At 64.3% G+C, this 23,894-nt stretch carries 22 protein-coding genes and 2 pseudogenes; 15 read left to right on the plus strand and 9 right to left on the minus strand.

The genetic code is table 11. From position 1 onward, the window contains the following. Positions 1–47 precede the first annotated feature (47 nt). The 4 genes from PQR32_RS00230 to PQR32_RS00245 all read right to left on the minus strand — a co-directional run bounded on the left by PQR32_RS00230 (position 48) and on the right by PQR32_RS00245 (position 4,866). Entirely contained in the window at positions 48–635 is a 588-nt protein-coding gene (locus PQR32_RS00230; RefSeq protein ID WP_408221581.1) for a nucleotidyltransferase family protein, read from the minus strand. Positions 636–907: 272 nt separating this feature from the next. Continuing rightward, positions 908–3,130, minus strand: coding sequence for a xanthine dehydrogenase family protein molybdopterin-binding subunit (locus PQR32_RS00235; RefSeq protein WP_408221582.1), 2,223 nt, complete (start codon positions 3,128–3,130; stop codon positions 908–910). Next, the gene (locus tag PQR32_RS00240; RefSeq protein WP_408221583.1) at positions 3,127–4,128 is read right to left on the minus strand and encodes an FAD binding domain-containing protein; all 1,002 of its coding nucleotides are present in this window, start codon (positions 4,126–4,128) and stop codon (positions 3,127–3,129) included. The genes PQR32_RS00235 and PQR32_RS00240 overlap by 4 nt, the downstream gene beginning before the upstream one ends. A gap of 12 nt (positions 4,129–4,140) precedes the next feature. Beyond that, positions 4,141–4,866 (minus strand): 2Fe-2S iron-sulfur cluster-binding protein, encoded by a 726-nt coding sequence (locus PQR32_RS00245; RefSeq protein ID WP_408221584.1) that lies wholly within the window; start codon positions 4,864–4,866, stop codon positions 4,141–4,143. A gap of 209 nt (positions 4,867–5,075) precedes the next feature. Here PQR32_RS00245 and PQR32_RS00250 point away from each other — a divergent pair, with 209 nt between their 5' ends. The 3 genes from PQR32_RS00250 to PQR32_RS00260 all read left to right on the plus strand — a co-directional run bounded on the left by PQR32_RS00250 (position 5,076) and on the right by PQR32_RS00260 (position 8,335). Beyond that, positions 5,076–7,136 carry a D-(-)-3-hydroxybutyrate oligomer hydrolase gene (locus tag PQR32_RS00250; protein ID WP_408221947.1) on the plus strand — a complete coding sequence of 687 codons (2,061 nt, stop codon included), beginning with the start codon at positions 5,076–5,078 and terminating at the stop codon, positions 7,134–7,136. Between the two features lie 143 nt (positions 7,137–7,279). After that, on the plus strand, positions 7,280–7,498 hold the full coding sequence (locus PQR32_RS00255) for a hypothetical protein (RefSeq protein ID WP_408221585.1): 219 nt from the start codon (positions 7,280–7,282) through the stop codon (positions 7,496–7,498). A 24-nt stretch (positions 7,499–7,522) separates the two neighbouring features. Then, positions 7,523–8,335 carry an exodeoxyribonuclease III gene (locus tag PQR32_RS00260; protein WP_408221586.1) on the plus strand — a complete coding sequence of 271 codons (813 nt, stop codon included), beginning with the start codon at positions 7,523–7,525 and terminating at the stop codon, positions 8,333–8,335. A gap of 56 nt (positions 8,336–8,391) precedes the next feature. Here the strand turns inward: PQR32_RS00260 and PQR32_RS00265 are convergent, their stop codons facing one another. The 4 genes from PQR32_RS00265 to motA form a co-directional block, all read right to left on the minus strand. Next, a complete protein-coding gene (locus tag PQR32_RS00265; protein ID WP_408221587.1) occupies positions 8,392–8,679 on the minus strand; it encodes a CsbD family protein in 288 nt (95 codons plus the stop codon). A gap of 166 nt (positions 8,680–8,845) precedes the next feature. Further along, on the minus strand, positions 8,846–9,529 hold the full coding sequence (locus PQR32_RS00270; protein ID WP_408221588.1) for a Pr6Pr family membrane protein: 684 nt from the start codon (positions 9,527–9,529) through the stop codon (positions 8,846–8,848). An 89-nt stretch (positions 9,530–9,618) separates the two neighbouring features. Then, positions 9,619–10,608: a flagellar motor protein MotB gene (motB, locus tag PQR32_RS00275; protein ID WP_408221589.1), complete on the minus strand. Its 990-nt coding sequence runs from the start codon at positions 10,606–10,608 to the stop codon at positions 9,619–9,621. Positions 10,609–10,622: 14 nt separating this feature from the next. Next, positions 10,623–11,492, minus strand: a complete 870-nt coding sequence (gene motA / locus PQR32_RS00280; RefSeq protein WP_408221590.1) for a flagellar motor stator protein MotA — start codon at positions 11,490–11,492, stop codon at positions 10,623–10,625. A 429-nt stretch (positions 11,493–11,921) separates the two neighbouring features. Between motA and PQR32_RS00285 the strand changes: the two genes are divergently transcribed. Together PQR32_RS00285 and PQR32_RS00290 are read left to right on the plus strand one after the other, a co-directional pair. After that, positions 11,922–12,935, plus strand: a complete 1,014-nt coding sequence (locus PQR32_RS00285) for a hypothetical protein (RefSeq protein ID WP_408221591.1) — start codon at positions 11,922–11,924, stop codon at positions 12,933–12,935. A gap of 89 nt (positions 12,936–13,024) precedes the next feature. Beyond that, on the plus strand, positions 13,025–14,437 hold the full coding sequence (locus PQR32_RS00290; RefSeq protein ID WP_408221592.1) for a DUF2252 domain-containing protein: 1,413 nt from the start codon (positions 13,025–13,027) through the stop codon (positions 14,435–14,437). 92 nt (positions 14,438–14,529) lie between these two features. Here the strand turns inward: PQR32_RS00290 and PQR32_RS00295 are convergent, their stop codons facing one another. Continuing rightward, positions 14,530–15,387 (minus strand): polysaccharide deacetylase family protein, encoded by an 858-nt coding sequence (locus tag PQR32_RS00295; RefSeq protein WP_408221593.1) that lies wholly within the window; start codon positions 15,385–15,387, stop codon positions 14,530–14,532. A 233-nt stretch (positions 15,388–15,620) separates the two neighbouring features. Between PQR32_RS00295 and PQR32_RS00300 the strand changes: the two are divergent. From PQR32_RS00300 to PQR32_RS00345, 10 genes and pseudogenes are all read left to right on the plus strand, one after another. Continuing rightward, a pseudogene (locus PQR32_RS00300) lies at positions 15,621–15,898 on the plus strand (LysR family transcriptional regulator); the annotation flags it as partial. 104 nt (positions 15,899–16,002) lie between these two features. Then, the gene (locus PQR32_RS00305) at positions 16,003–17,250 is read left to right on the plus strand and encodes a D-amino acid dehydrogenase (protein WP_408221594.1); all 1,248 of its coding nucleotides are present in this window, start codon (positions 16,003–16,005) and stop codon (positions 17,248–17,250) included. Positions 17,251–17,330: 80 nt separating this feature from the next. Then, positions 17,331–18,226: pseudogene (locus PQR32_RS00310) on the plus strand (glutamate/aspartate ABC transporter substrate-binding protein). Between the two features lie 106 nt (positions 18,227–18,332). Continuing rightward, a complete protein-coding gene (locus tag PQR32_RS00315) occupies positions 18,333–19,097 on the plus strand; it encodes an SDR family oxidoreductase (RefSeq protein ID WP_408221595.1) in 765 nt (254 codons plus the stop codon). A gap of 88 nt (positions 19,098–19,185) precedes the next feature. Then, positions 19,186–19,413, plus strand: coding sequence for an oxidoreductase-like domain-containing protein (locus PQR32_RS00320; RefSeq protein ID WP_408221596.1), 228 nt, complete (start codon positions 19,186–19,188; stop codon positions 19,411–19,413). Between the two features lie 55 nt (positions 19,414–19,468). Continuing rightward, the gene (locus PQR32_RS00325) at positions 19,469–20,338 is read left to right on the plus strand and encodes an NAD-dependent protein deacetylase (protein WP_408221597.1); all 870 of its coding nucleotides are present in this window, start codon (positions 19,469–19,471) and stop codon (positions 20,336–20,338) included. A gap of 29 nt (positions 20,339–20,367) precedes the next feature. Then, positions 20,368–20,973 carry a pyridoxamine 5'-phosphate oxidase family protein gene (locus PQR32_RS00330; protein ID WP_408221598.1) on the plus strand — a complete coding sequence of 202 codons (606 nt, stop codon included), beginning with the start codon at positions 20,368–20,370 and terminating at the stop codon, positions 20,971–20,973. A gap of 36 nt (positions 20,974–21,009) precedes the next feature. Next, positions 21,010–21,642 carry a DUF938 domain-containing protein gene (locus PQR32_RS00335; RefSeq protein WP_408221599.1) on the plus strand — a complete coding sequence of 211 codons (633 nt, stop codon included), beginning with the start codon at positions 21,010–21,012 and terminating at the stop codon, positions 21,640–21,642. A gap of 167 nt (positions 21,643–21,809) precedes the next feature. Then, the gene (gene gnd / locus PQR32_RS00340) at positions 21,810–23,219 is read left to right on the plus strand and encodes an NADP-dependent phosphogluconate dehydrogenase (RefSeq protein WP_106282432.1); all 1,410 of its coding nucleotides are present in this window, start codon (positions 21,810–21,812) and stop codon (positions 23,217–23,219) included. Positions 23,220–23,486: 267 nt separating this feature from the next. Then, entirely contained in the window at positions 23,487–23,804 is a 318-nt protein-coding gene (locus PQR32_RS00345; RefSeq protein WP_408221600.1) for a DUF4148 domain-containing protein, read from the plus strand. The last annotated feature ends 90 nt before the right edge of the window (positions 23,805–23,894 follow it).

Below are 23,894 nucleotides of genomic sequence, written 5' to 3' on the forward strand. Positions count from 1 at the left end.
CCGGATCAAGCGTGTCACGTCACCACTGCCAGGCCAGGACCTCGCAACTACACGTTTCGCAAATCCTCCGGCGTGTCCACATCGCGCAAAATGCCCGCATCGTCGACGTCCAGTCGCGTCACATGCTGCGACATGAACAAGGATCTCGCGCCGGTATCGCCGTCGAGCGCCAGCAGCGCGTCGCGATGTTCGACGCCGAAGCCGACCGGATGTCCACGCTGCCCCTGGTAAAACGGCGCGACCAGCGACGCGCCGCCGTCAAGCGCGCGCGCCACGTCTTCGATCGTGCTAGTGGCGATGCGCGGCATGTCCGCGAGCGCGACGACCCAGCCCTCGGCGCCCTCACTGGCCTCGATGCCAGCGGCGAGGCTCGCGCCCATGCCGCGTTCGGCGTCCAGCGCGAACACCACGTCGCAACCGGCATCGTTGAGGAGCCGCGCGAGCGCGTCCGAACCCGGCCGCACCACGGCCAGCACCCGCGTCACGACCCGCAGCAGCCGATGGGCGGACTCATGCGCGACCGCCGTGCCGTCCGGCATGCGCGCGAGCAGTTTATTGTGCAGGCCGTCCGGGTCGAAGCGCGAACCGAAGCCGGCGGCGAGCAACACGCCAGTGGCGAGCGAGGCGTAGGCCATGGGCGGGCACCGGTAGGTAGAAAGGATGAGATCGATTGTGCGATGCAACGCAGCCACAGGCAAGCGCCAATGTGGATTCACGGCGCCTGACTGCCAAGGCTACAACGCGCTCGCTGCGATGCGGAACGCCACGCGCGGACGAGTTCGCTCCACTTTGGAAGTACCGGCGACCCTGGACGTGAACGCGACCGCCACCGCATTCGCGCCCGGTGAAAGCGCAAGCGAACACAAATCTGACCGCAACCGCAACCGCAACCGCAACCGCAACCGCGTCAAACCTGCGTCGTCTGCATCACCTTGTCGAGCGTGATGGGCAGATCGCGCACGCGCACGCCGGTGGCGTGATACACCGCGTTCGCAATCGCCGCCACCACGCCCGTAATGCCGATCTCGCCAATGCCGCGTACCCCGAGCGAGTTGATATACGGATCCGGCCGGTCGATAAAGGTAATGTCGAGCGACCCGATATCGGCATTCACGGGCACGTGATACTCCGCAAGATTCGCATTGGTGAAGCGGCCATAGCGCGTATCGAGCGACGTCTCTTCCTGCAGCGCAGCCCCGACGCCCCACACGATGCCGCCCATCAACTGGCTGTGCGCTGTCTTCTCGTTGAGCACGCGCCCGACGTCGTACACACCGACCACGCGCGCCACGCGGATCGTGCCGAGGTCGGCGTCGACATGTACCTCCGCGAACACCGCGCCGAACGAGTGAAACGAGTACTTCTGCTTTTCGTCGCCGGGCTTGACGGTCGCGCTCGCCTCGATCGGCTTGCCGCCCGAGCGCGCGATGATTGCCGCCGCCGGATCGCGCTTGCCCGGTTGCGAGCGGCTCATCACCCAGCCGTTTTCCACGGTGATGTCGTCGAGCGCGATGCCGTGCACGGGCGAAGCCTGATCGGCAAGCGCCAGCGCAATCAACTGGCTGCGCGCCTGGTTCGCCGCGTCGCGCACGGCCGGCGACACGCTCGCGGCCGATTGTGATCCGCCCGACCCCGGCGCTCTGGGCAGCGACGAATCGCCAAGCGCGAAGTGAATGTTTTCCGGCGCGAAGCCGAGCGCGTCGGCGGCCACCTGGGTCATCACGGTGTAGGTGCCGGTGCCGAGATCCTGGGTGCCGGAGGCGACCATCGCGGTGCCGTCCGGCAAGATCCGCGCAATGGCGCTGGCCTCGCTGCGATTGGCCGGATAGGTCGCGGTCGCCATGCCCATGCCGATCAGCGTGCCGCCGTTGCGCATCGAGCGAGGCGCGGGCGTGCGCCGCGACCAGCCGAATTTCTCGGCGCCGATCTGATAACACTCGCGCAAGGACTTGCCCGACCACGGCTTGTTTTCCTGCGGATCGGCCTCGGCGTAATTCTTGATGCGCAGCGCGAGCGGGTCCATTTTCAAGGCCGCCGCGAGTTCGTCCATCGCCGACTCGAGCGCGAACGAACCGGTCGTTTCGCCCGGCGCGCGCGTGAAGGTCGGCGTGCCGAGATTGAGCGGCACGATGCGGTGCGTGGTTACCTGGTTCGGCACTGCGTACAGCATGCGCGTGACCATGCAGCAGGTCTCGGTCCAGTCTTCGATCACCGAGGTGTTCGAGATGCTGTCGTGGCGCATCGCGGTCAGCGTGCCGTCGCGCCGCGCGGCGAGCACGAAGTGCTGTTCGGTGCGCGGCCGCGCGCCGACCGGCCCGAACATCTGCGGCCGTTCGAGCACGAGTCGCACGGGGCGCCCGGTCTGTTTCGCCGCCATCGCGCACAACGACACATGCGACCACGACGAGCCCTTGCAACCGAAACCGCCGCCTACGAACGGCGAAATCACGCGCACGTCCCCCGGCGGCATGCCGAACGTCTTCGCGATGGCCAGCGCCGCGCCGCTGACGCCTTGCGTCGAATCATAGAGCGTGAGTTGCGGACCGTCCCAGCGCGCCATCGTGGCGTGCGGCTCCATCGGATTGTGATGTTCGATTGGCGTCGTGTACGTCGCGTCCACGTGCACCCCGCCGCTTTGCAGGCCGTCGTCGAAGCTGCCGCGTTGCGTGTCGGTTTGCCGGCCTTGCGGCTTGTCCGGCGCATGCGCGTTCGCTTTGGCCTGGGCGAAGTCCACGGTCGCGTTGCTGCTCTGATAGGTGATGCGCAACTGACGTGCGGCATCGGTGGCGCGTTCGAGCGTATCCGCCACCACCACGGCGACCGGCTCGTTGCTGTAGTGAACCTGATTGTCCTGCAGCAGCGACAGGCGGCGTCCGGCCGGCGGCGCCAACGCGGGCTTGCCGCCGTTCGGCAGACGTGGCGCGTTCTGATACGTCATCACGAGCAGCACGCCGGGCAGCGCCTGCGCGCGGCTCGCATCGATCGACGCAATCGCGCCGCGCGCAATCGTGCTGGTGACGAGCACCGCATGCGCGAGACGCGCTTCTGGAAATTCGGCGGCGTAGCGCGCTTCGCCGGTGACTTTGAGCAGACCGTCGGTGCGGTCGATGGGTTGACCGATCAGATTCATGCGACACCTCCCGCGCGGCCGGCGGCCTGGTTGACGGCGCGCACGATCGCGCGTTGCGCGAGCTGCACCTTGAAACGATTGTCGTGTTGCGGCCGCGCTTCGCGTAGTGCGGCCGCGGCGGCATGGGTCAGCGTCGCTTGCGTGAGCGGCTGCCCGTTAAGCATCTGTTCCGCGGCGCTCGCGCGCCACGGTTTGTGCGCGACGCCGCCCAAAGCGATGCGCGCGGTCTTCACGCGATCGCCATCCATCTGCAAGGCGGCCGCGACCGAGACCAGCGCGAATGCGTAACTGGCGCGGTCACGCACTTTCAGATAGTGGGAGTTCGCGCTGAAGAGCGGTGGCGGAAGATCGACGGCGGTGATCAGTTCGCCGGGCTGCAAGGTGGTATCGACATCGGGCCGGTCACCGGGAAGCCGGTGAAAGTCCGCGAACGCGATGGTCCGCTCGCCTGCTGGGCCGCTCACGCGCACCACGGCGTCGAGCGCGGCGAGCGCCACGCTCATATCCGACGGATTCACGGCGATGCACTGCGGACTCGCGCCGAGGATCGCATGCGTGCGATTGTGGCCGTCGAGCGCCGCGCAGCCGCTGCCCGGCATGCGCTTGTTGCACTGCGTGAAGGCCGTGTCGTAGAAGTAGCCGCAACGGGTCCGTTGCAACAGATTGCCGCCGACCGTCGCCATATTGCGCAGTTGCGACGACGCGCCCGCCAGAAATGCTTGCGAGAGCAACGGGTATTGCTCGCGCACCAGCGCATGGTTGGCGGCATCGCTATTGCGCACCAGCGCGCCGAGCCGAATGCCGCCGTCAGGCAGTGTCGTGACCGTATCGAGTCCGCTGATATGCGTGATATCGATCAGCCGCATCGGCCGCGCTGCGCCGCCCTTCATCAGATCGAGCAGATTGGTGCCGCCGCCGATGAACACCGCACCCGGCTGCTGCGCCGCCCGCACTGCGCCGGCGACATCGCCGGCGCGTTCATAAGAGATCGCATCCATGCTGTCGCTCCGTCAGGCGTTGGGGTTGTTGCCGCCGCTGCTCTGGCCGCCGCCTTCATGCACCGCGCGTACGGCGGCCACGATATTCGCGTAGGCGCCGCAGCGGCAAATATTGCCGCTCATGCGTTCGCGGATTTCATCGTCGGAGAGTTGGGCGGGGCGGCTGCGCACATCGGCCGTGACGGTGCTGGCCGTGCCGTTGCGGAATTCGTTCAGAAGGGCGGTCGCGGAACACAACTGCCCGGGCGTACAGTAACCGCACTGAAAGGCATCGTGTTCGATGAACGCGCGTTGCATCGGACTCAATGCGCCGTTGGCGGCAAGCCCTTCAACGGTGGTGATGCTCTCGCCTTCGTGCATCACGGCGAGCGTCAGGCATGAGTTGATGCGGCGGCCCTCGGCGAGCACCGTGCATGCGCCGCACTGTCCGCGATCGCAACCCTTCTTCGTGCCCATCAGACCGGCGTATTCCCGCAACGCATCGAGCAAGGTCACGCGCGGCTCGAGTTGCAGCGTGTACGCGCGGCCGTTCACAGTCAGCGTGACCGGGCGCGGCGGCTCGGCTTGCCGAACCTGAACTGGTGGCGCGGTCGGGGTTTGAGTTTGCGCGCGCAGATGCGGCGCCGCGCCGACGGTGGCGGCAGCGGCGGCGGATTGAAGAAAGCGGCGGCGTGAAGGTTTCGTTGGGATGGCGGCTGGGACGTCGCCCGGATCCTGACTATCGTTATGTGCGGACATGACGTTCTATTGACTCCATTGAAAGGTCAATGCAGGCTAGCGATGCGTCGGTATCCGAAGCGTCGCGATCCATTGGACAGTACGCAGCAATTTCGGTGCCGTTGCATTCACAACGGTATTAGCAAATATCGGAGACGAAAAACGTGAAGTCCACTTTCAGAATCGAGCCTGCGCAACGACCGGTGCCGGTGGTGCCAACCCTGGCGATCATGTTGGCGGTGGCAGTCATGCTGACTGCGTGCCATAGCGGCGGTAGTGAAAATAATCCACCACCGCAAGCCAATACGCTGCCGGGCTTTATCACCACCTCATCGGTAAAGAGTCAGTCCTATGACGGCAATACCGACGACCTGCTCACCGCCGGCCTCGGCAAAACCGGACTGGGATCGGCCGCGGCGCCGGCCATTGCCAACGCTGCGCAACCCACTGCCGCCGAACTGCGGCGCCTCGCCATCTGGTCGAACTATCGCGCGCTCGTCGACATGACGGCGAACGGCGGCTATGGACGCTTCTGGGGGCCGAACGTCGACCTGAACGGCAACGACACGCTCGGCGAAGGCAAGATCGCCGGCAAGGAATACCTCGCTTACGCCGACGACGGCAGCGGCACACAGAACGTCACCATGCTGGTGCAGATACCGGCGAGCTTCAATCCGGATCAGCCGTGCATTGTCACGGCGACGTCATCCGGTTCGCGCGGCGTGTATGGCGCGATTTCCGCAGCCGGCGAGTGGGGCCTCAAGCGCGGTTGCGCGGTAGCCTACACCGATAAAGGCAGCGGCAACGGCGCACATGAACTGTCTTCCAATCTGGTCACGCTGATCGACGGCACGTTGCAGGATGCCACCGCTGCAGGCAAGAACAGTTTCTTCACGGCCAACCTGGGCAACACCGATCTCGGCTCTTACAACAGCCAGTTTCCGAATCGCTACGCGTTCAAGCATGCGCATTCGCAGCAGAATCCCGAGAAGGATTGGGGCAAGAATACGTTGCAGGCGATCGAGTTCGCGTACTGGGCGCTCAACGACTCTTACGGCACGCTCGACGGTTCGACCCGCACCGTGCGTTACGCGAGCGGCAGCATCACGACCATCGCGGCCTCGGTGAGCAATGGCGGCGGTGCGTCGCTTGCGGCGGCGGAACAGGATACGTCCGGTTTGATCACCGCGGTCGTCGTGGGCGAGCCGCAGATCAATCTGCGCTTGCCCGCACAGGTGTCGGTGGCTCAGGGCGGCGTGCCGGTCGGGGCATTCGGCAAGCCGCTCGCCGACTACATGACGCTTGCCAATACGCTGCAACCGTGCGCGGCGCTCGCGCCCGCCGCGGCCGGCGCGCCGTATCTGTCGGCATTGCCGCTCGCCACGACCACGGCGATTCGCACCGCGCGATGCGCGTCGCTGGCAACCGCTGGCGTGATCGCGGGTGGGAACGTGACGACCCAGGCGACCAACGCGCTTGCGCTCCTGCATCAGAACGGCTATCAGACCGACTCCGATCTGCTGCAAGCGCCGATGTGGGACTCGCAAGCAGTGCCGGCCGTCGCCGTGACCTATGCGGATGCGTACGCAAAAGCGAGTGTCACCGCCAACCTCTGCGACTTCAGCTTCGGCACGACGAGTGCGACGGGAGCCGCCGGCGTCACGCCGGCCGTGTCGCCGATGCCCACGGTGTTCGGCAATGGCAACGGGGTCCCGCCGACCAACGGCATCAACCTCGTCTTCAACTCGGGTGGGGGCGCGGCGGACCACCGGCTGGCGACCGCCGACGGCAGTTACTCGGGCGCCTCCTGCCTGCGTACGCTGTGGACGAACGGCGCGCTGACCAACAGCGTCGAAGCCATTCGCGTGAATGCGAATCTGCACGGCAAACCCACCATCATCGTGCAGGGCCGCGCGGATGCGCTGGTGCCGATCAACCACGCGTCACGGCCGTATCTCGGCCTGAATCAACTGAGCGAAGGCGGCGCGAGCAAGCTGTCGTTCTACGAAGTGACGAACGCCCAGCATTTCGACGCGTTCCTCGGCGTGGCCGGTTTCGATACGCGCTTCATACCGCTGCACTACTACAACCTTCAGGCGCTCAATCTGATGTGGAGCCATCTGAAGAGCGGCACGCCGCTGCCGCCGTCGCAGGTGATTCATACGATACCGCGTGGCGGCACGGCCGGCGCTGCGCCCGCGCTGACCACCGCCAATCTGCCAGCGATCGCGGCGAGTCCCGGCATCAATGCGATCACCGTGAGCAACGGCGCGGTGAACGTGCCGAACTGAGCCGCGCGGACTGCGCACGCCGGCTCGCGGCGACGCCAATCACGCACGCGAGCCGGCGTGCGTGAGTTGTCGTTTGTAAGCCGGCCGTCCGGGTATAAGCGATGCTACGGCAGATGAAGTGAAGCGCATTCAAAGGAGAGCGAATGCAGTTCGACTACAGGCATTTCCATATCGATTGCCGCGCCCGCCATGATGATGACGGCCTCTACTACGCGAGAGCGAAGATCACTCGCGTGCCGCAGAAAAAAGAGCACGTCCAGTCGCACGATTCCGGCGACATCGACGCCTTTTCCGACCAGGCCGATGCCATTTCATGCGCCAGGTCCTGGGCGATGGAATGGTGCGACGCGGCGGCGCAATAGGGCGCATTGCGGGGAGGACATGCCGTGGCCAGGCTTCGAATCGCAACCTTCAACATCAACGGTATCCGCTCGCGCCTGCCGGCGCTGCTGCAATGGCTCGAACGCGAGGCGCCGGACATTGTCTGTTTGCAGGAACTCAAGGCGGTGGACAGCGCGTTTCCCGTCGAGCAACTGCGCGACGCCGGCTATAGCGCGATCTGGCAAGGGCAGAGCGCATGGAACGGCGTGGCGATCCTGTCGAAAGGTGAAGCGCCGCTGGAGAGCCGCCGGGGCCTGCCCGGTTTCGAGGACGACACGCACAGCCGCTACCTCGAAGCGGCCGTCGGCGGCGTGCTGGTGGCGTGCCTTTATCTGCCGAACGGCAATCCGCAACCGGGGCCCAAGTTCGACTACAAGCTGGCGTGGTTCGACCATTTCATCAAGCACGCGGCGAAGCTATACAAGAGCGCGCACCCGGTTGTGCTGGCGGGCGACTTCAACGTGGTGCCCACCGACGAAGACATCTATAACCCGCGCTCCTGGCTGAAGGACGCGTTGCTGCAACCCGAGAGCCGCGAGCGTTACCAGCGGCTGCTCGCGCAAGGCTGGACCGACGCGCTACGAACGCATTTCGGCGACGAACGGGTCTACACCTTCTGGGACTATTTCCGCCGGCATTGGGACACGAACTCCGGCTTGCGCATCGACCATCTCCTGCTGAGCGCCGACCTCGCGCCGCGCTTGCGCGCTGCGGGCGTCGACCGCTGGGTGCGTGGCGAGCCGCACGCGAGCGATCATGCGCCCACGTGGGTCGAATTGGAGATGAGCGCGGGGCGTCGCAAGAAAAGCGGCGCATGAGCGCGAAGCGGGCGACCGCTCGACGCGGATCGCCCGGCGATCAACCCCGTCGAACATCAACGGCGATAGTCGCGCCCAGAAGCGCCGTGTGCCCACAGCGCACCGGCCACGAAGCCGGCGAGCGCGACCACCGCGATCGCGGTGAAAGGGCTCTCCGCCGTGGTTTCACGCACGAGGCTCGTGGTGCTCGCGGCCAGTTGCTGGGCTTTGCCGCTAAGCTCTTTCGCCTTGCCGGCCAGTTGCGTGCCGGTATCGCCCAATACGTCGCCGACCGCGCCCTGAACCTTGCCCGCGACTTCCTTGACTGCGCCTTCCGCTGAGTTAGCTGCCGAATTGGTGTCCATACGTTTTTGCTCCCATTGTCATATTTACGTGTGAGCCGTTGCGATCGCAACGCGGCCACACCAGGGTTTCGCGCAGGCCACGCCGAAAAGCGCGGCTTACGTCCACCAGACAGGGCGCAAGAAGCGCGCCCGACGGAAAACCAGAAAGCGGCGCCAGACTGGCGGGTCAGTGCCGCCGCCGGGAATTGATCCCCACGAACACGGCCATCAACATAAGAAAGCCGCCGAACAGCAGCGCCGAATTCACCACGGCGTGCGTGAATCCGAGCGTCTCGACATTGATGAACGGATAGGGGTAGAAGTCCGACAAACTCCCGCGCCAGAAGGTCACGCCGAGATAGGCCAGCGGATACACGAGCCACAACAGACAATGCCGCAATTTCAGATGAAAGCGCGGTACGAACAACACCCAATAGAGCGCCGCGAGCATGGGCAAGACACTGTGGAGCGATTCGTTGAGCAGCAGCCGGAATGCCGTAGGCGTCCAGTAACCTCGCAGCAGCAGGTTGTAGGCGATGCCCACGAACGCCATATACACCACCACAGCCGTGACGACGGTAGGTTGCCGGAAAAACCGCGCGGGCGTCGATCTGTGCCCACGCAAGGCCACACAGGTAAAACAGATCGCGCAGGCGAGCGCCGTGAGATTGGTGAGGTAACTGCTCATGCGGGCGAGGCCGTCGAGCACGGTGAGCCCGCGGGCGAGCGTACGATCGATCGTCACCTCGGCTTGCGCGACGATCGAAATCCACGCAATGACCGCGATGATCGCGGCGAGTGTCACCGACGATACACTGGGCGTATGCAGCGGAAGCTCGGTCTCCCGTTGCTCGGAAAGGGCAGGGCGCATGCGTTCGATTCTAAACATACTGCATGGGTTTTGCAGTGTGCGTTATCGAGCGCATGCGCCGAATCGACCACACGCGCGGCCCAAAAATGCTACGGCGTGCTACGCGAACCGGTTACCGGCTGCAGGCGCCCGACCACGGCGGGAATGGCTGAACTCGCCGGAGTGGCTTCGTCGATCGCGGTGCGTCCGCCATCGTGGAAAAACGCCAGTTCCGCAGCCTTGTTCAAGACGAGGATGCTGATGCGCCGATTGGTCGGCTCGTCGGCGACATGGCTGTTCAGCGGTAATACGTCCGCCAGTCCGCGCACTTGCAGCAGCTTTTCGCCATGCATGCCGCCGGCGACCAGCGAGCGGCGCGCGGCGTTCGCGCGTTCGGAAGACAGCTCCCAGTTCGAATAGCCGTCCGGGCCCGCGGTGTACGGCACCGCGTCCGTATGGCCGGCAATCGAAACACGGTTGTCGACGTCGTTGAGCGCGGCGCCGATCTGCGTGAGGATCGTCACCGCGTACGGTTGCAGCTTCGAACTGCCGGACGGGAACATCGGCCGGTTCTGCGAATCGACGATCTCGATACGCAACCCTTCGTTCGTGATCGAAATGCGGATCTGATCCTTGAACGCCTTCAATGCGGGGCTTTGCTCGATCAACGCAGTGAGCTTCGCCTTCAGTTGTTCGAGACGCGCCGCATCGGACGGCGCCACGGTCGGTGCAACGTTAGCGGGATGCGTCGGCTGGGTCTGGCTCTTCTTGCCGTCGCCAGGCCGTGTATCGGAGATGTCGCGACCGCCGCCCTGCACCACGCTCGGACGCGCGGCGGCCGTGCCTTCGTTGCCGCCAAGCAGGCTCGACAGGGGCGTGTTGAAATAATCCTCGATGCCTTGTTTGTCGAATTTCGACGTGGAGCCGAGCAACCACATCAGCAGGAAGAACGCCATCATCGCGGTGACGAAATCGGCGTAGGCGATCTTCCATGCGCCGCCGTGATGGGCGTCGTGGTCGCCGCCTTTTCTCGAACGGCGCACGATCACCGGCGCTGGCGCCTGTTCCTCCTGCGAGGCGCGCGATCTTCTTTCGCTCATCATGCCGCTCCGCGTCAGGCCGACTTCGGCATCCTGGTGGCGCGCACGGCGTCGTCGAGTTCCTGGAAGCTCGGACGGTCGGCGGTGAACAGCACCTTGCGGCCGAACTCGACAGCGATCGACGGCGCGTAGCCGGACAGCGAGGCGAGCAGCACGGCCTTCACGCACTGGTACGGCTTGGCCTCGGCGCGGCCCTTGGCGTTGAGCAGATCGGCCACGGGGCCGATAAAGCCATACGCGAGCAGAATGCCGAGGAATGTGCCGACCAGGGCGCCGGCGATCATCTCGCCGAGCACGGCGGGCGGCGCGCCGACCGAACCCATCGTGTGAACGACGCCCATGACGGCGGCGACGATACCGAAGGCCGGCAAGCCGTCGGCCATTTTCTGAATGGCGTTGGCCGCGACCGACGCTTCCGCGTGATGCGTGGCCAGTTCCTCATCCATCAGGTCCTGCACTTCGAGGACGTTCACATTGCCACCGGACATCATGCGCAGATAATCGACGATGAAGTCGAGCAGATGATGGTCCTCCAGCACATGCGAATACTTCTGGAAGATCACGCTTTCTTCCGGCGCGTCGACGTCGGTTTCGAGCGACATCATGCCTTCCTTGCGGGCCTTCTGAAGCAGTTCATAAAGCAGCGCGATCAGTTCGAGATATTTTTCCTTGGTGTAGCCGCCGCCTTTAAAACATGACGGAATCGCCTTGATGGTTTTCTTCAGCGTGGATGTCGGATTGCTCACGACAAACGCGCCGATTGCCGCGCCGAAAATACAGAGTAATTCGAACGGCTGAACGAGCGCCGGCAGGTGCCCACCCACGCCGACAAAACTCCCGATCACCGAACCCATCACTACAACCCAGCCGATTGCAACAAACATACTCTCTCCGATTATCTTGCGCGACGCACGGTCGATCAGAGCAGGCCTTATTTCAAGGCCTTTTCTTGTGCGTCACAGAATTTTTGCATGTATGGGTAAACGGCTGAATTCGTTGTTGCTGAAGTGCTCGCCTGGGTCAAACACGAAAAAATTCACCAATCGGTTAGTTTTTGAATGAGTGCCGGTAAATTTGTCCACTCATTGCGATCGTTGCAATTGCAACCTGTAATTGCCGAGCACGGTGAAACCCCCGACTTAATGCGCCGCTGATGCAAAACGGATACGCAACCTTTTTACCGATCGGTCTGCTAGCATGACGAACAGTTTGTATCGACGGCCATTCCCATGCGACGCCTCGCCGCGTCACCGTGCCCCAGTCGAACCACAAACGCCAGCAGCGCTAGCGACTTAACCGGAGAAGAATGCCGCATGCGGAATCTGACATCTGCTGCCCGATATTGGCTGGTTCGCAAGGCAGCCGCCTGCATGACGGGTCTCGGCCTGCTGTTCATTCCCACCCTCAGTCACGCTCAGGAGTTTTCGCTATTCGGCGGCGGCTCGCGGGCGAGCAGTATTAACACCTACACGTGGGCCTTCAACTATCAGGAAGGCCTGGGGCCATATTTCGCCGCGAGCTTCACGTGGCTCAACGAAGGGCATATTCCCGATCATCATCGCGACGGTCAGATGATCCAGTTGTGGGCGCGCATTCCCGTGGGCAGCCCGCAGTTCGTCCTGCAAGCGGGCGTCGGCCCATACCGCTACTTCGATACGACCACCGCCGAGCAGGGCGGCAGTTATTCCAACACTCACGGCTGGGGCGTGGTGTACAGCGTGCGCGCCGCGTACTACGCGTCGAACCGGTGGATCACGCAGCTCCAGTTGAATCGCGTGCACGTTCAGCGTGGACCGGATTCGGCGGGCGTGATGTTCGGCGTCGGCTATCAGCTCGACGCGCCCGGTTCGCCCGGTCCGCGCGACTGGGCGAGCGGCAGCACGCACAAGGTCACCGACAACGAAGTGGCGGTGTATCTCGGCAAAACCATCGTCAATTCGACCAGTTCACCGAGCGCCCTGGGCGGCGCAATCGAATACCGGCGTGGCCTCGCGAAATACCTCGACGTGACGGTCGGCTATCTTCACGAAGGCAGCAGCAAGGTGGCGCGCCGCGACGGTCTGACGAGCCAGTTGTGTGCCACCCGCGCGTTCCTCAACGACAAGGTGGCGCTGGCGCTCGGCGTCGGCGCCTACTATGCGATCAACGAGAACGAGAACAGCGAGACGCCAGGGCCGGGCGCCGGCAAGTTCTCCGGTCTCGTCACGATTGCGGGCTCCTATCGCCTGACCGAGCACTGGAACGCGCGGCTCGAATGGAACCGCGTCGTGACCCGTTATGATCGCGATTCGGATGTGATTTTCGGCGGCGTGGGCTACCGTTGGTGAGGGCGTATGCGCCAGACGCCGGATGTTGTCGTGCCAGCAGACGCAGTCTCTTGAACCGCTAGTCAAGACTCGGAAAAACGGAGAAGAGCATGAAAGCCAGCACCATCGCCGAACGGGAGGCCCGGGGCCGCGCCGCCCGCGAGCATTCGAAACGGTCGAGCCATAAAGCGATAGGGGAGCTGCATCGCAACCCGGTCGAGTTGCTCAAGCACAGCAGCGAGGGCCGGGTGCATAACCTCGTGCCGCTGCGCTATGGGCGCATGGCCGTCTCGCCTTTCACGTTTTTTCGCGGCACCGCGATCCTGCAGGCGCACGATCTCAGCCAGGTGCGCGATTCCGGCCTGACCATGCCGATCTGCGGCGACGGCCATCTGATGAATTTCGGCGGCTTCGCCACGCCCGAGCGGCAACTCGTGTTCGATCTGAACGACTTCGACGAGGTGTCGATCGGGCCGTTCGAGTGGGACCTCAAACGTCTGACCGCGAGCCTCGTCGTCGCCGCGCGTCACATGCGTTTGAGTCGGGGCGCGGCTGAAAGTCTGGTGATGACGGCAGTCAACGAATACCGCGACCGCATGGCGCAGTACGCGCAATGCGGCGCGCTCGAACTCTGGTACGACCGCATCACCTTCGACCGCATGGCGGAAACGGCGCTGACGCCGGAACGCCGCCGCACCGTGCGGCGCGGCATGGAAAAGGCCGCGAGCCGGACGCACGAGAACCTGCTCGAAAAAATGGCGGGACACGACGGCGACCACTGGACGATTCGCGATGCGCCGCCGGCGCTGTTTCACGTGCTGGGCGCCAACACGCTGTTCACCGCGGAAGAGACCGAAGCGCTCAGAAACGGCAACTGGCGCAAGATGCTCGACCGCATGTGGGGCGAGTACCTGAAGACGATGTCGCACGACCGGCGCGAACTGCTCAGTCATTTCACCGTGCAGGATCTGGTGTTCAAAGTGGTGGGCGTGGGCAGCGTCGGCACGCGCTGCATGGTGGTGCTGCTGGTGGATCATATGGGCAAGCCGCTGTTCTTGCAGATCAAGGAGGCGCGGCCTTCGGTGATCGCGCAGTTCTACAAGTCGCCGGTCATCAAGCACGAAGGCGAACGCGTCGTGCAAGGACAGCGCATGCTGCAGGCCGCGAGCGATATCTTTCTCGGCTGGGCGACCGGGCCACTCGGCCGGCATTTCTATTTCCGCCAACTGCGCGACATGAAGCTCTCCGCGAACATCGAGTTGTTCGACATCGATCTGCTGGAAGGCTACGCGCGGCTATGCGGCTGGATCATGGCGCGCGCGCATGCCAAGGCGAGCGGGCAGGCGATCGAAGTCAGCGCGTATATCGGCCGTGGCGACCAGTTCGCGGAAGCGCTCACCGGCTACGCCACGACGTACGCGGATCAGGTGGAGCGGGATTACGACGTGTTTCTAAAGGCGTGCCGCAGCGGTGAACTCGAAGCGCGCTCGGACGAGGATATGGCGGCGGATTTCCGCGTATAGCGGCGGTGTTTGTGCAGATCTGCGCTTCGGTGCGTGAGCCGCGTAACGCGCATGGGCCGGGTAGCCAGGCACGCACGCGGGGAGTGCAGGCCTCAACTGTCCACGCGCGCTTCGCGCAGCGTCACGAAACGCAGGCGCCGCTGCCGGGCGGCGTCGATCACACGGGGCAGCACCGCGAGGATCAACGGCGTGCCCTCGGCCGTGAGGGCGGCGTTGCCGTCATGCAGCAGCAGAATGTCGCGCGGCGCGAGGCCGTCGAGCAGCCGCCGCGTGACCACTCCTGGATCGCGCTCGCGCGTGTCGTAGCCGCGCCGCGTCCACGCCGCGAGCCGCAGATCGAGCTTGCGCAAGACCGGTTCGAGAAAGATGTTGCGCAGCCCGGCCGGCGCGCGGAAGAACATTGGCCGTTCGCCGCTCAGGGCTTCGAGCGTGCGTTGCGCGGCGTCGATCTCGCGCGTGAGGGCGCCCGGCAACGTCACGGAAAACGTGTGGACGTGAACCTGCGAATGGTTTTCGAGCGCATGGCCGCGCGCGACGATCTCGCGTGCGAGTTCCGGATACTGCTGCGCCTTCGCGCCGATGCAGAAGAACGTCGCGCGCACGCCAAGGGCGTCGAGCAGATCGAGCACTTGCGGCGTGACGAGCGGATCGGGACCGTCGTCGATGGTCAGCGCGATCGCGTCGGCGTTGCGTGTGGCGGCGGGCAGGCGGGTCCAGTTCGGGCCGAGCAGCGAGGTGCGCGGCAACAGGCCGGCCACCGTGAAAATGGCGTGATTCACAAAGATCGCGGCGAGCCACCAGGGCCACGCGGCGGGCGTGACCAGCCATCCTGCCAGCACGAATACGTGCCATGCGGCGGTGGCGGTAAGCATCGCGGGATAGCCGGTTTGCGGCCAGCGCCGTGGCGGCGCGTCGTGGACGCCATGCGGCGGCGTGGAGAGTTCTTTCATCAAACGTGCTTCCTGTCTTCCTTCCTCCTTCCTGGGAAGGCCTTGAATCGCGCGCGTGGCGCGCAACAGCAAACGATACCATTGATGCGCGCCGCGACGCGCCCGCCGACAGGAACGGCAAATAATGAAAGCGCGTTGAAAGACGTTATGCTTCGCGACGGCCGGGCCTTCGGGATCCCCGCTCCGTTCAACTCACTGTGCTCAATTCGCCGGTTCGTGCCGGTCATGCGTCCATGCGTTTGCGTCACATCGAAATCTTTCACGCCATCATGCGCACGGGGTCGCTGTCGAAAGCGGCGGAACTGCTATGCGTGTCGCAGCCCGCCGTGAGCAAGGCGCCCGCGCACGCCGAGCGCGCCTGGGCTTCGCTTTGTTGAACCGTGTGCATGGCCGCTTGCAGCCGACACGTGAAACGGAGCTGCTGTTCTCCGAATCGCAGAATGGACTCGCAGGCCGGCAACGCGTTTCTCGAGGCGTTGCGCGCGCCCTTCGCCTGAGCCGTCCCTCGGGTTCGAGCTCTTAACCCTGGGTTATGGAGCCGTGCATCTGCTCATTTGCCGCGGCCATTTCGTCGCGCCACACTCACGTGGATGAATCTTCGAAGGCGTGATGTTTATGCGGGTATGTGTACTTGGTGCGGGCGTGGTGGGTTTGACGAGCGCCTATCAACTGGCGCGCGACGGCCACGACGTCGCGATTCTCGAAGGCCGCGACGGCGCGGCGCTCGAAGCGAGCTTCGCGAACGGCGGCCAGTTGAGCTATAGCTATGTCGCGCCGCTTGCCGACCCATCGGTCCTGCCGCATCTGCCCGCGTGGCTGTTGCAAAGCGATTCCGCGTTGCGTTTCGTGCCGCGTCTCGATCCGCAGCAGTGGCGCTGGTGCCTGTCGTTTCTGGCCGCCTGCCGCCGCGAACGCGCGCGGCAAACGGCGATTGAGATGCTGCAACTGGGCGCGTTGAGCCGCGCTACGCTGCACGATCTCGTGCAACGCGAAGCGATCGACTTCAACTACGTGCGCAACGGCAAGCTCGTCGTGTACCGCGACGCGAATGCGTTCGATGCGGCGCGTCGCAAGATGGCCTATCTGCAAACGGCCGGCTCCGACCAGCGTGCGCTCGACGCCGCCGCCTGCGTGGCGCTGGAGCCCGCGCTTGAACGCGCGCAGCCGTTGTTGGCGGGCGGGATACACACACCGTCGGAAGAGGCGGGCGATTGCTACCGCTTCGGCGTCGCGCTCGCCAACGTGCTGAAAATGCGCTACGGCGTGACGATTCGCTACGACATGCCGGTGCACTCCGTTGTCACCGAGCGCGGCGCGGCGGTCGCTGTGCGCACGCCGCACGGCGATGTCAGCGCGGACGCCTTCGTGGTCGCATTGGGCAACGGCAGCGCGCCGTTGTTGCGCGCGCTCGGCGTGCGGCTGCCGATGTATCCGCTCACCGGCTACAGCCTCACCATTCCCGGTGCGCCCGGCCAGGCGCCGCGCGTGAGCGTGACCGATCTGCATCGCAAGGTGGTGTACGCGCCGCTCGGCGAGCGTTTACGGATTGCCGGCATGGTCGAAATCGCCGGCATGCATGTCGCGCAACGCGAGCGGCGTCTGGCCTTGCTCAAGCGCCAGGCGCAGGAGATTTTCCCCGACGCCGGCGATTACACACAGGCGCAGACCTGGTGCGGTCATCGGCCGGCTACGCCTGATAGCAAGCCGCTCATCGGCGTCACGCCATTTCGCAACCTGTGGCTCAACACGGGACACGGCGCGCTCGGCTTCACGCTGGCGTGCGGCAGTGCGCGTGTGATCGCCGATGCGATCGCGGGCCGCACGCCGCCGCTCGACCTGGACGCTTATGCGTGGCAGCGCTAGCGCGGTGCGCTGCATCACTTCGTCGTTGCAGAACCACCACCACTACCACACGCCGCATCGGCGCCGCCAAAGGAGACCTCATGAAACTCGCAGCAGCCCTCACCACGATCGCCATCGCCACGACGCTTGCAGGCAACGCGCGGGCCGAAGAGACGAGCGCCACGATGAAAAAATCCGCGACACCGGCGTGATTTCGCTCGGCGTGCGCGAATCGTCGGTGCCATTCTCCTACTACGATGAACAACAGCAGGTGATCGGCTACTCGCAGGCTATCGCGCTGAAGATCGTCGACGAGGTGAAGAAGGAACTGAACCTGCCGAATCTGAAAGTGAAGGAAGTGCCGATCACGTCGCAAAACCGTATTCCGCTGGTGCAGAACGGCACCATCGATATCGAATGCGGCTCGACTACGCACACCAGGGACCGCGACAACCAGGTGGCGTTTTCGAACAGCTTTTTCCAGTACGGCGTGCGCATGATCGTGAAGAAAAGTTCGGGCGTGAAGGACTTTCCCGATCTCGCGGGCAAGACCGTGGTGACCACGGCCGGCACTTCCGAGGAACGCCTCTTGCGGCAGTTGAACAACGAGAAGGGCATGAACATGCGCCTGATCAGCGCGAAGGACCACGCGGAATCGTTCCTCAATGTGAAGACCGGCCGCGCTGTGGCATTTGTGATGGACGATCCGCTGTTGTATGGTGCTAAAGCCAAGGAGGCGGACGCGGACGACTATCTGATCACTGGCACCTCGCCGATGTCCGAAGTGTATGGTTGCATGTTCCGCAAGGAAGACCCGGGTTTCAAGAAACTCGCCGACGGCGTGATCGCCCGGCTGCAAACTTCGGGCGAGGCCGCAACCATGTACCAGAAGTGGTTCACGCAGCCGATTCCGCCGAAGGGCATCAACCTGAACTATCCGCTGTCGGCGGATATGAAGTCGCTGTTCGCGAACCCGAACGACCGCGCGCTGGATTGACCACTCGCTGGCCGTTTCCCGTGGCGCTTTCCACGCGGTCCGGTCCCGAGAGTTCGTGTGCAGCGGTCTGCGCCATGCATCAACTGCACAAACGAGGAGACGTGCCGTGACGGAAACGGGAATCAAGAGGGTCGCGCTGGTGACGGGCGCGGGCAGCGGGATCGGTCGCGCGTGCGCGCTCAAGCTGCTGGAACACGGCTATAGCGTCGTGCTGGCCGGCCGTCGTCAGGCGCCGCTCGACGCCGTCCTCCAGGAAGCGCAGCAACTCGGCGGCGACGCACTCGCCGTGGCGTGTGACGTCACGGACGCTGACAGCGTGGCCGCGTTGTTCGAGACGATCCGCGCGCGCCGCGGCCGGCTCGACGTGCTGTTCAACAACGCAGGCCGCAACGGCTCGCCCGTCGATATCGACGAACTCGACATCGACGAATGGCGCTCGGTGGTCGACACCAATCTCACCGGCGTGTTCCTGTGCACGCGCGCGGCCTTCGGTCTGATGAAAACGCAGAGCCCGCGTGGCGGGCGCATCATCAACAACGGTTCCATCTCGGCCCATGCGCCGCGGCCCAATAGCATTGCCTATACGGCGACCAAGCACGCTATCACCGGTCTCACGAAAGCCGTGTCGCTCGACGGCCGCAAATACGACATCGTGTGCGGGCAGATCGACATCGGCAATGCGGCGACGGAAATGGCCGAACGCATGGCGCGCGGCGTGCCGCAGGCGAACGGCGAGATCGCGGTCGAGCCGCTGATGGACGTTCAGCACGTGGCGGACGCCGTGCTGCACATGGCGGAATTGCCGCTCTCGGCGAACGTGCAGTTCATGACGATCATGGCGAGCAAGATGCCGTTCGTCGGCCGCGGTTGACGGTCTCACGCGCGCCGGACGCAAAGAGCAAGCCGCGCGAGATGAACTTATACTGGTCGCTTCCCGCCTCGATGGAAAGCGATTCGCCGTGCCCCGAGCCACACCGAAGGACGACCCGCAACCGGTGCCGCCCGTGCAGCCCGATCTCGACGACTGTTGTCATAGCGGCTGCAATCCGTGTGTGTTCGATCTCTACGACGAAGCGCTCGAACGTTATCGAACCGCGCTCGCCGAGTGGCAGGCGCGGCATGCGCAGCAAACGCCCCAAGCGCCACATACGGCAACGCGGCAGAGCAAGCCGCGTTCGCGCCGTTGAACGGCGTTCGAGATTTTGCCTTTGAGACCGCCGCAGCCCTTCACCATGCCCCGTCATGACCGACCTTCAGTCCGTGCCTCTCGAACCCCTGCATGAGTCACACACGCTGGACGATCTGCATCGCTTCGTGCAGCGTTACCCGCGGCTGTTCGTGCTGACCGGCGCGGGCATCAGTACCGACTCCGGCATCCCCGGCTATCGTGACGACAACGGCGAATGGAAACGCTCGCCGCCCATCACGGTGCAGGAGTTTCTCGGCACGCTCGCCATGCGCCAGCGCTACTGGGCGCGCAGCATGGTCGGCTGGCCGGTGGTCGCGCACGCGCAGCCCAACGCTGCGCATACCGCGCTGGCCCGGCTCGAAGCGGCCGGTCATGTGCCGACGCTGGTGACGCAGAACGTCGACGGCCTGCATCAGCGGGCGGGCAGCCGTGAGGTGATCGAACTGCATGGCGGCATAAACGGTGTGACGTGTCTGGACTGCGGCATGCAACACTCGCGCGCGTCGATCCAGCAGACGCTTGAAGCCGATAATCCCGCGCTCGTAGACGTGACCGCCGAAACCGCCGCCGATGGCGACGCGCATCTCGAGTGGCACGACCTTGGCGGCTTCCGCATTCCGGCGTGCTCGAACTGCGGCGGTTTGCTGAAGCCGGCGGTGGTGTTCTTCGGCGAAAGCGTGCCGAAGGAGCGCGTGGAGGCGGCCTCGCACGCGCTCGACGCAGCGGACGCCGTGCTGGTGGTCGGCTCGTCGCTGATGGTCTACTCCGGCTATCGCTTTTGCGTGTGGGCGCAAAAGCAGGGCAAGCCGGTCGTCGCGATCAATCTCGGGCGCACGCGCGCCGATCCGCTGTTGTCGCTGAAAATCGCTGCCCCGTGCGCCGACACGCTGACCGCGCTGGCCGGCCGGCTGGCGCTGAATTGAACGGCCACACCAACAAAAAAGGAATGCCGATGTTGACGACGATCGCACAGCTCGAAGCGCTCTACGGGCAGCCGCACGAGCGCGCCGTGCGCAAAGAGATTTCATACATCAACGAGGACTATCGCGCGTTCATCGAAGTCGCGCCGTTCGTCGTGCTCGCCACCGCCGGCCCGGAAGGGCTCGACTGTTCGCCGCGCGGCGACGCGCCGGGTTTCGTGCGCATCGTCGACGAACGCACGCTCGCGCTGCCGGACCGGATCGGCAACAATCGCCTAGACAGTCTGCGCAATATCATCGTCGAGCCGCGTCTCGCGCTGCTCTTCATCATTCCTGGCGTCGGCGAGAGTTTGCGCGTGAACGGCCGCGGCCGTATTACCAACGATCCGCAATGGCTGGACAGTTTCGCCGTCGAAGGTAAACTGCCGCGCACCGTGCTGCTGGTCGACGTGGACAGCGTCTATTTTCACTGCTCGAAAGCGTTGGTGCGCTCGAAACTGTGGGATCCGGCGCATCACATTGAACGTTCGCGGCTGCCGAGCGCGGGCGAGATTCACCGGCGCATCAACGGCGCGCAGTTCGACGCGGCGACCTACGATCGCGAACTCGCCGAACGCGTGCGCACGACCCTGTACTGAAACCGAAGCAGAACCGAAGCAGAACCGAAGCAGAACATGACAGATTCCCAACCGGCGTTGCGGCAACATTCGCCATCCGCTGAACGCAACCGCGAACCGATCCTCGCGCTGCTGCGCGCGGCGCTGCCGGCCACCGGCCGCGTGCTCGAAATCGCGAGCGGCACCGGCCAGCACGCGATCTGCTTTGCCCGCGCCATGCCCGGGCTCGACTGGCAACCGAGCGACGCCGACGCCGGCGCGCGTGATTCGATTGCCGCGTGGACCGCGCACGAGGGGCTCGCGAACGTGCGCGAGCCCCTCGCGCTCGATGTGCATCAGCCGGACTGGGGCGTGGACACGCTCGACGTCGTGGTGTGCATCAACATGATTCACATCTCGCCGTGGAGCGCGGCGCAGGCGCTGTTCGCAGGCGCGAGCCGCCGTCTCGTCGACGGCGGTGTACTGTATCTCTACGGTCCCTACAAACGCGGCGGCGCGCATACTTCTCCGAGCAACGATGCATTCGATCAGCAGTTGCGCGGCCGCGATCCGGAATGGGGCGTGCGCGACATGGAAGCGGTAGTGGCGTTGGGCGCTTCGGTCGGGCTCGTGTGCGGCGAGCCGATCGCGATGCCGGCCAACAATTTCAGTCTGGTGTTCAGGAAACGCGCGGACGCGGCGCGGGTCTGACGAAGTTAAACGCGGGTTCAACGCCGGTTCGACGCAGCGGAAAACGCGGCCCGTTGTCCGCCAACGAGCGGCAAGCTGGCATTTCTTTTATTCTTTCACCCTCGACGTTGCGCCGACGTTCTTTCCGGCGCGGCGTCACGACATTTTTTGGACTCTGGAGAATTCACATGGGCAAACAGGCAATCGGCGTGGTGGGGCTGGCGGTCATGGGCCGCAATCTGGCGCTCAACATCGAGAGCCGCGGCCACGCGGTGTCGGTGTACAACCGTAGCCGCGAGAAAACCGACGAACTCATCGCCGAATATCCGGACAAGAAGCTGGTGCCGGCTTTCACGCTGGAAGAATTCGTGGAGTCGCTGGAGAAGCCGCGCCGCATTCTGCTGATGGTCAAGGCGGGCGAAGGCACCGACGCCACGATCAACCAGTTGAAACCGCTGCTGGACAAGGGCGACATTCTGATCGACGGCGGCAACACGCATTTCACCGACACCATCCGCCGCAATCAGGATCTCGCGAAGTCCGGACTGCACTTCATCGGCACGGGCGTGTCGGGCGGCGAAGAAGGCGCGCTGAAAGGTCCGTCGATCATGCCGGGCGGCCAGCGCGACGCGTACGACCTCGTGGCTCCGATCCTCACGGAAATCGCCGCGAAGGCGCCGGACGGCGAGCCGTGCGTCGCTTACATGGGGCCGGACGGCGCAGGCCACTTCGTGAAGATGGTGCACAACGGCATCGAATACGGCGACATGCAGCTGATCGCGGAAAGCTACGCGGTGCTCAAGCAGGTGGTCGGTCTGTCGAACGAAGAACTCGGCAAGGTCTATACCGAGTGGAATCAGGGCGAGCTGGACAGCTACCTGATCGAGATCACCTCGAAGATTTTCAGCAAGAAAGATGACGAGACCGGCAAGGATCTGGTCGACGTGATCCTCGATCGCGCCGCGCAGAAGGGCACCGGCAAGTGGACCAGCCAGAACGCGCTCGACCTCGGCGCGCCGCTGCCGCTGATCACGGAAGCCGTGTTCGCGCGCGTGCTGTCGTCGCTAAAGACGCAGCGCGTGGCCGCGAGCAAGGTGCTGGAGGGCCCGGCGGCCAAGCCGCTCGGCGCCGAGCGCGACGCCTTCATCGAATCGGTGCGCCGCGCGCTCTACTTCAGCAAGGTGATTTCGTACGCGCAGGGCTTCGCGCAACTGCGCGCGGCGTCGGAAGAATACAAATGGGACCTGGACTACGGCACGATCGCGAAGATTTTCCGCGCCGGCTGTATCATCCGCGCCCGCTTCCTGCAAAAGATCACGGACGCTTATACGAAGGACAAAGCGATCGCCAATCTGCTGCTCGATCCGTATTTCCGCGACATCGCGAAGAATTATCAGGCGGCGTTGCGCGAGGTTGTGGTCGCAGCGGTCAACGCGGGCGTGCCGGTGCCGGCTTTCGCGTCGGCGATCGCGTATTTCGACGCGTATCGTTCGGAACGCCTGCCGGCAAACCTCGTGCAGGCGCAGCGCGATTTCTTCGGCGCGCATACGTTCGAGCGCATTGACAAGCCGGGCAGCTTCCACGCGAACTGGAGCTGAGCGTTTGAATCGCGGCCCGGCGCGCCCTTGCAGTAAGGCGCGCCGGGCTGTAGAAACGCTTCAAATTCAAGACAGTGAATTATTGCCGAAAGCTATCGTGCAGCTAGCAGGGCGGCGCGACACTCCGCCTACTGTTGCGAAATTCGAAATAGAGTTTCGTCGTTTTAGGGGTTTCCCCTAGGTGTCGACACTCCTAAACTTCTATTTAAGCGCTACGGCACAACAAGCCCGCAGCGAATTAAAAAACAAGTTCTGGAGGTTTACATCATGAAGGCTCTTATCTCTGCAGTTGTCGTCGCCGCCGCTCTGGCTGCTCCTGTCGCTTCGTTTGCTCAATCGAATCAGCCGGTTACGCGCGCTCAAGTCCGCGCTGAACTGGTTCAACTGGAAAAGGCCGGCTACAACCCGGTGGGTGATCACGTCGATTACCCGGCCAACATCCAGGCCGCTCAGGCACGTGTCGATGCTCAAAACGGCACCGCTCAGGCGGTCAACAGCGGCTACGGCGCACCGATCGCCGGCAGCTCGCAAGCTGGCCGTCCGGTGAGCAGCAACGACCGTAACTCGATCTACTTCGGCAACTAATTTGCGCCGAAGCTGATGGAAACGCCGCCTGGCTCACAGGCGGCAAGCAAATGAAAACGCCGTCCGGATTGCCGGGCGGCGTTTGTCGTT

The organism is Paraburkholderia dipogonis (assembly GCF_046027395.1).
Classification (GTDB): Bacteria; Pseudomonadota; Gammaproteobacteria; order Burkholderiales; family Burkholderiaceae; genus Paraburkholderia; species Paraburkholderia dipogonis_A.

What these genes read in the sequence shown, in the direction of transcription:
- motB (WP_408221589.1), bottom strand. Translation starts at nt 10,608, where the DNA reads ATGAGCGAAAGAAGATCGCGCGCCTCGCAGGAGGAACAGGCGCCAGCG.
- PQR32_RS00345 (WP_408221600.1), top strand. Translation starts at nt 23,487, where the DNA reads ATGAAGGCTCTTATCTCTGCAGTTGTCGTCGCCGCCGCTCTGGCTGCT.
- PQR32_RS00230 (WP_408221581.1), bottom strand. Translation starts at nt 635, where the DNA reads ATGGCCTACGCCTCGCTCGCCACTGGCGTGTTGCTCGCCGCCGGCTTC.
- PQR32_RS00245 (WP_408221584.1), bottom strand. Translation starts at nt 4,866, where the DNA reads ATGTCCGCACATAACGATAGTCAGGATCCGGGCGACGTCCCAGCCGCC.
- PQR32_RS00330 (WP_408221598.1), top strand. Translation starts at nt 20,368, where the DNA reads ATGTTGACGACGATCGCACAGCTCGAAGCGCTCTACGGGCAGCCGCAC.
- PQR32_RS00285 (WP_408221591.1), top strand. Translation starts at nt 11,922, where the DNA reads ATGCGGAATCTGACATCTGCTGCCCGATATTGGCTGGTTCGCAAGGCA.
- PQR32_RS00325 (WP_408221597.1), top strand. Translation starts at nt 19,469, where the DNA reads ATGACCGACCTTCAGTCCGTGCCTCTCGAACCCCTGCATGAGTCACAC.
- motA (WP_408221590.1), bottom strand. Translation starts at nt 11,492, where the DNA reads ATGTTTGTTGCAATCGGCTGGGTTGTAGTGATGGGTTCGGTGATCGGG.
- PQR32_RS00235 (WP_408221582.1), bottom strand. Translation starts at nt 3,130, where the DNA reads ATGAATCTGATCGGTCAACCCATCGACCGCACCGACGGTCTGCTCAAA.
- gnd (WP_106282432.1), top strand. Translation starts at nt 21,810, where the DNA reads ATGGGCAAACAGGCAATCGGCGTGGTGGGGCTGGCGGTCATGGGCCGC.
- PQR32_RS00295 (WP_408221593.1), bottom strand. Translation starts at nt 15,387, where the DNA reads ATGAAAGAACTCTCCACGCCGCCGCATGGCGTCCACGACGCGCCGCCA.
- PQR32_RS00240 (WP_408221583.1), bottom strand. Translation starts at nt 4,128, where the DNA reads ATGGATGCGATCTCTTATGAACGCGCCGGCGATGTCGCCGGCGCAGTG.
- PQR32_RS00305 (WP_408221594.1), top strand. Translation starts at nt 16,003, where the DNA reads ATGCGGGTATGTGTACTTGGTGCGGGCGTGGTGGGTTTGACGAGCGCC.
- PQR32_RS00270 (WP_408221588.1), bottom strand. Translation starts at nt 9,529, where the DNA reads ATGCGCCCTGCCCTTTCCGAGCAACGGGAGACCGAGCTTCCGCTGCAT.
- PQR32_RS00265 (WP_408221587.1), bottom strand. Translation starts at nt 8,679, where the DNA reads ATGGACACCAATTCGGCAGCTAACTCAGCGGAAGGCGCAGTCAAGGAA.
- PQR32_RS00250 (WP_408221947.1), top strand. Translation starts at nt 5,076, where the DNA reads ATGTTGGCGGTGGCAGTCATGCTGACTGCGTGCCATAGCGGCGGTAGT.
- PQR32_RS00255 (WP_408221585.1), top strand. Translation starts at nt 7,280, where the DNA reads ATGCAGTTCGACTACAGGCATTTCCATATCGATTGCCGCGCCCGCCAT.
- PQR32_RS00335 (WP_408221599.1), top strand. Translation starts at nt 21,010, where the DNA reads ATGACAGATTCCCAACCGGCGTTGCGGCAACATTCGCCATCCGCTGAA.
- PQR32_RS00290 (WP_408221592.1), top strand. Translation starts at nt 13,025, where the DNA reads ATGAAAGCCAGCACCATCGCCGAACGGGAGGCCCGGGGCCGCGCCGCC.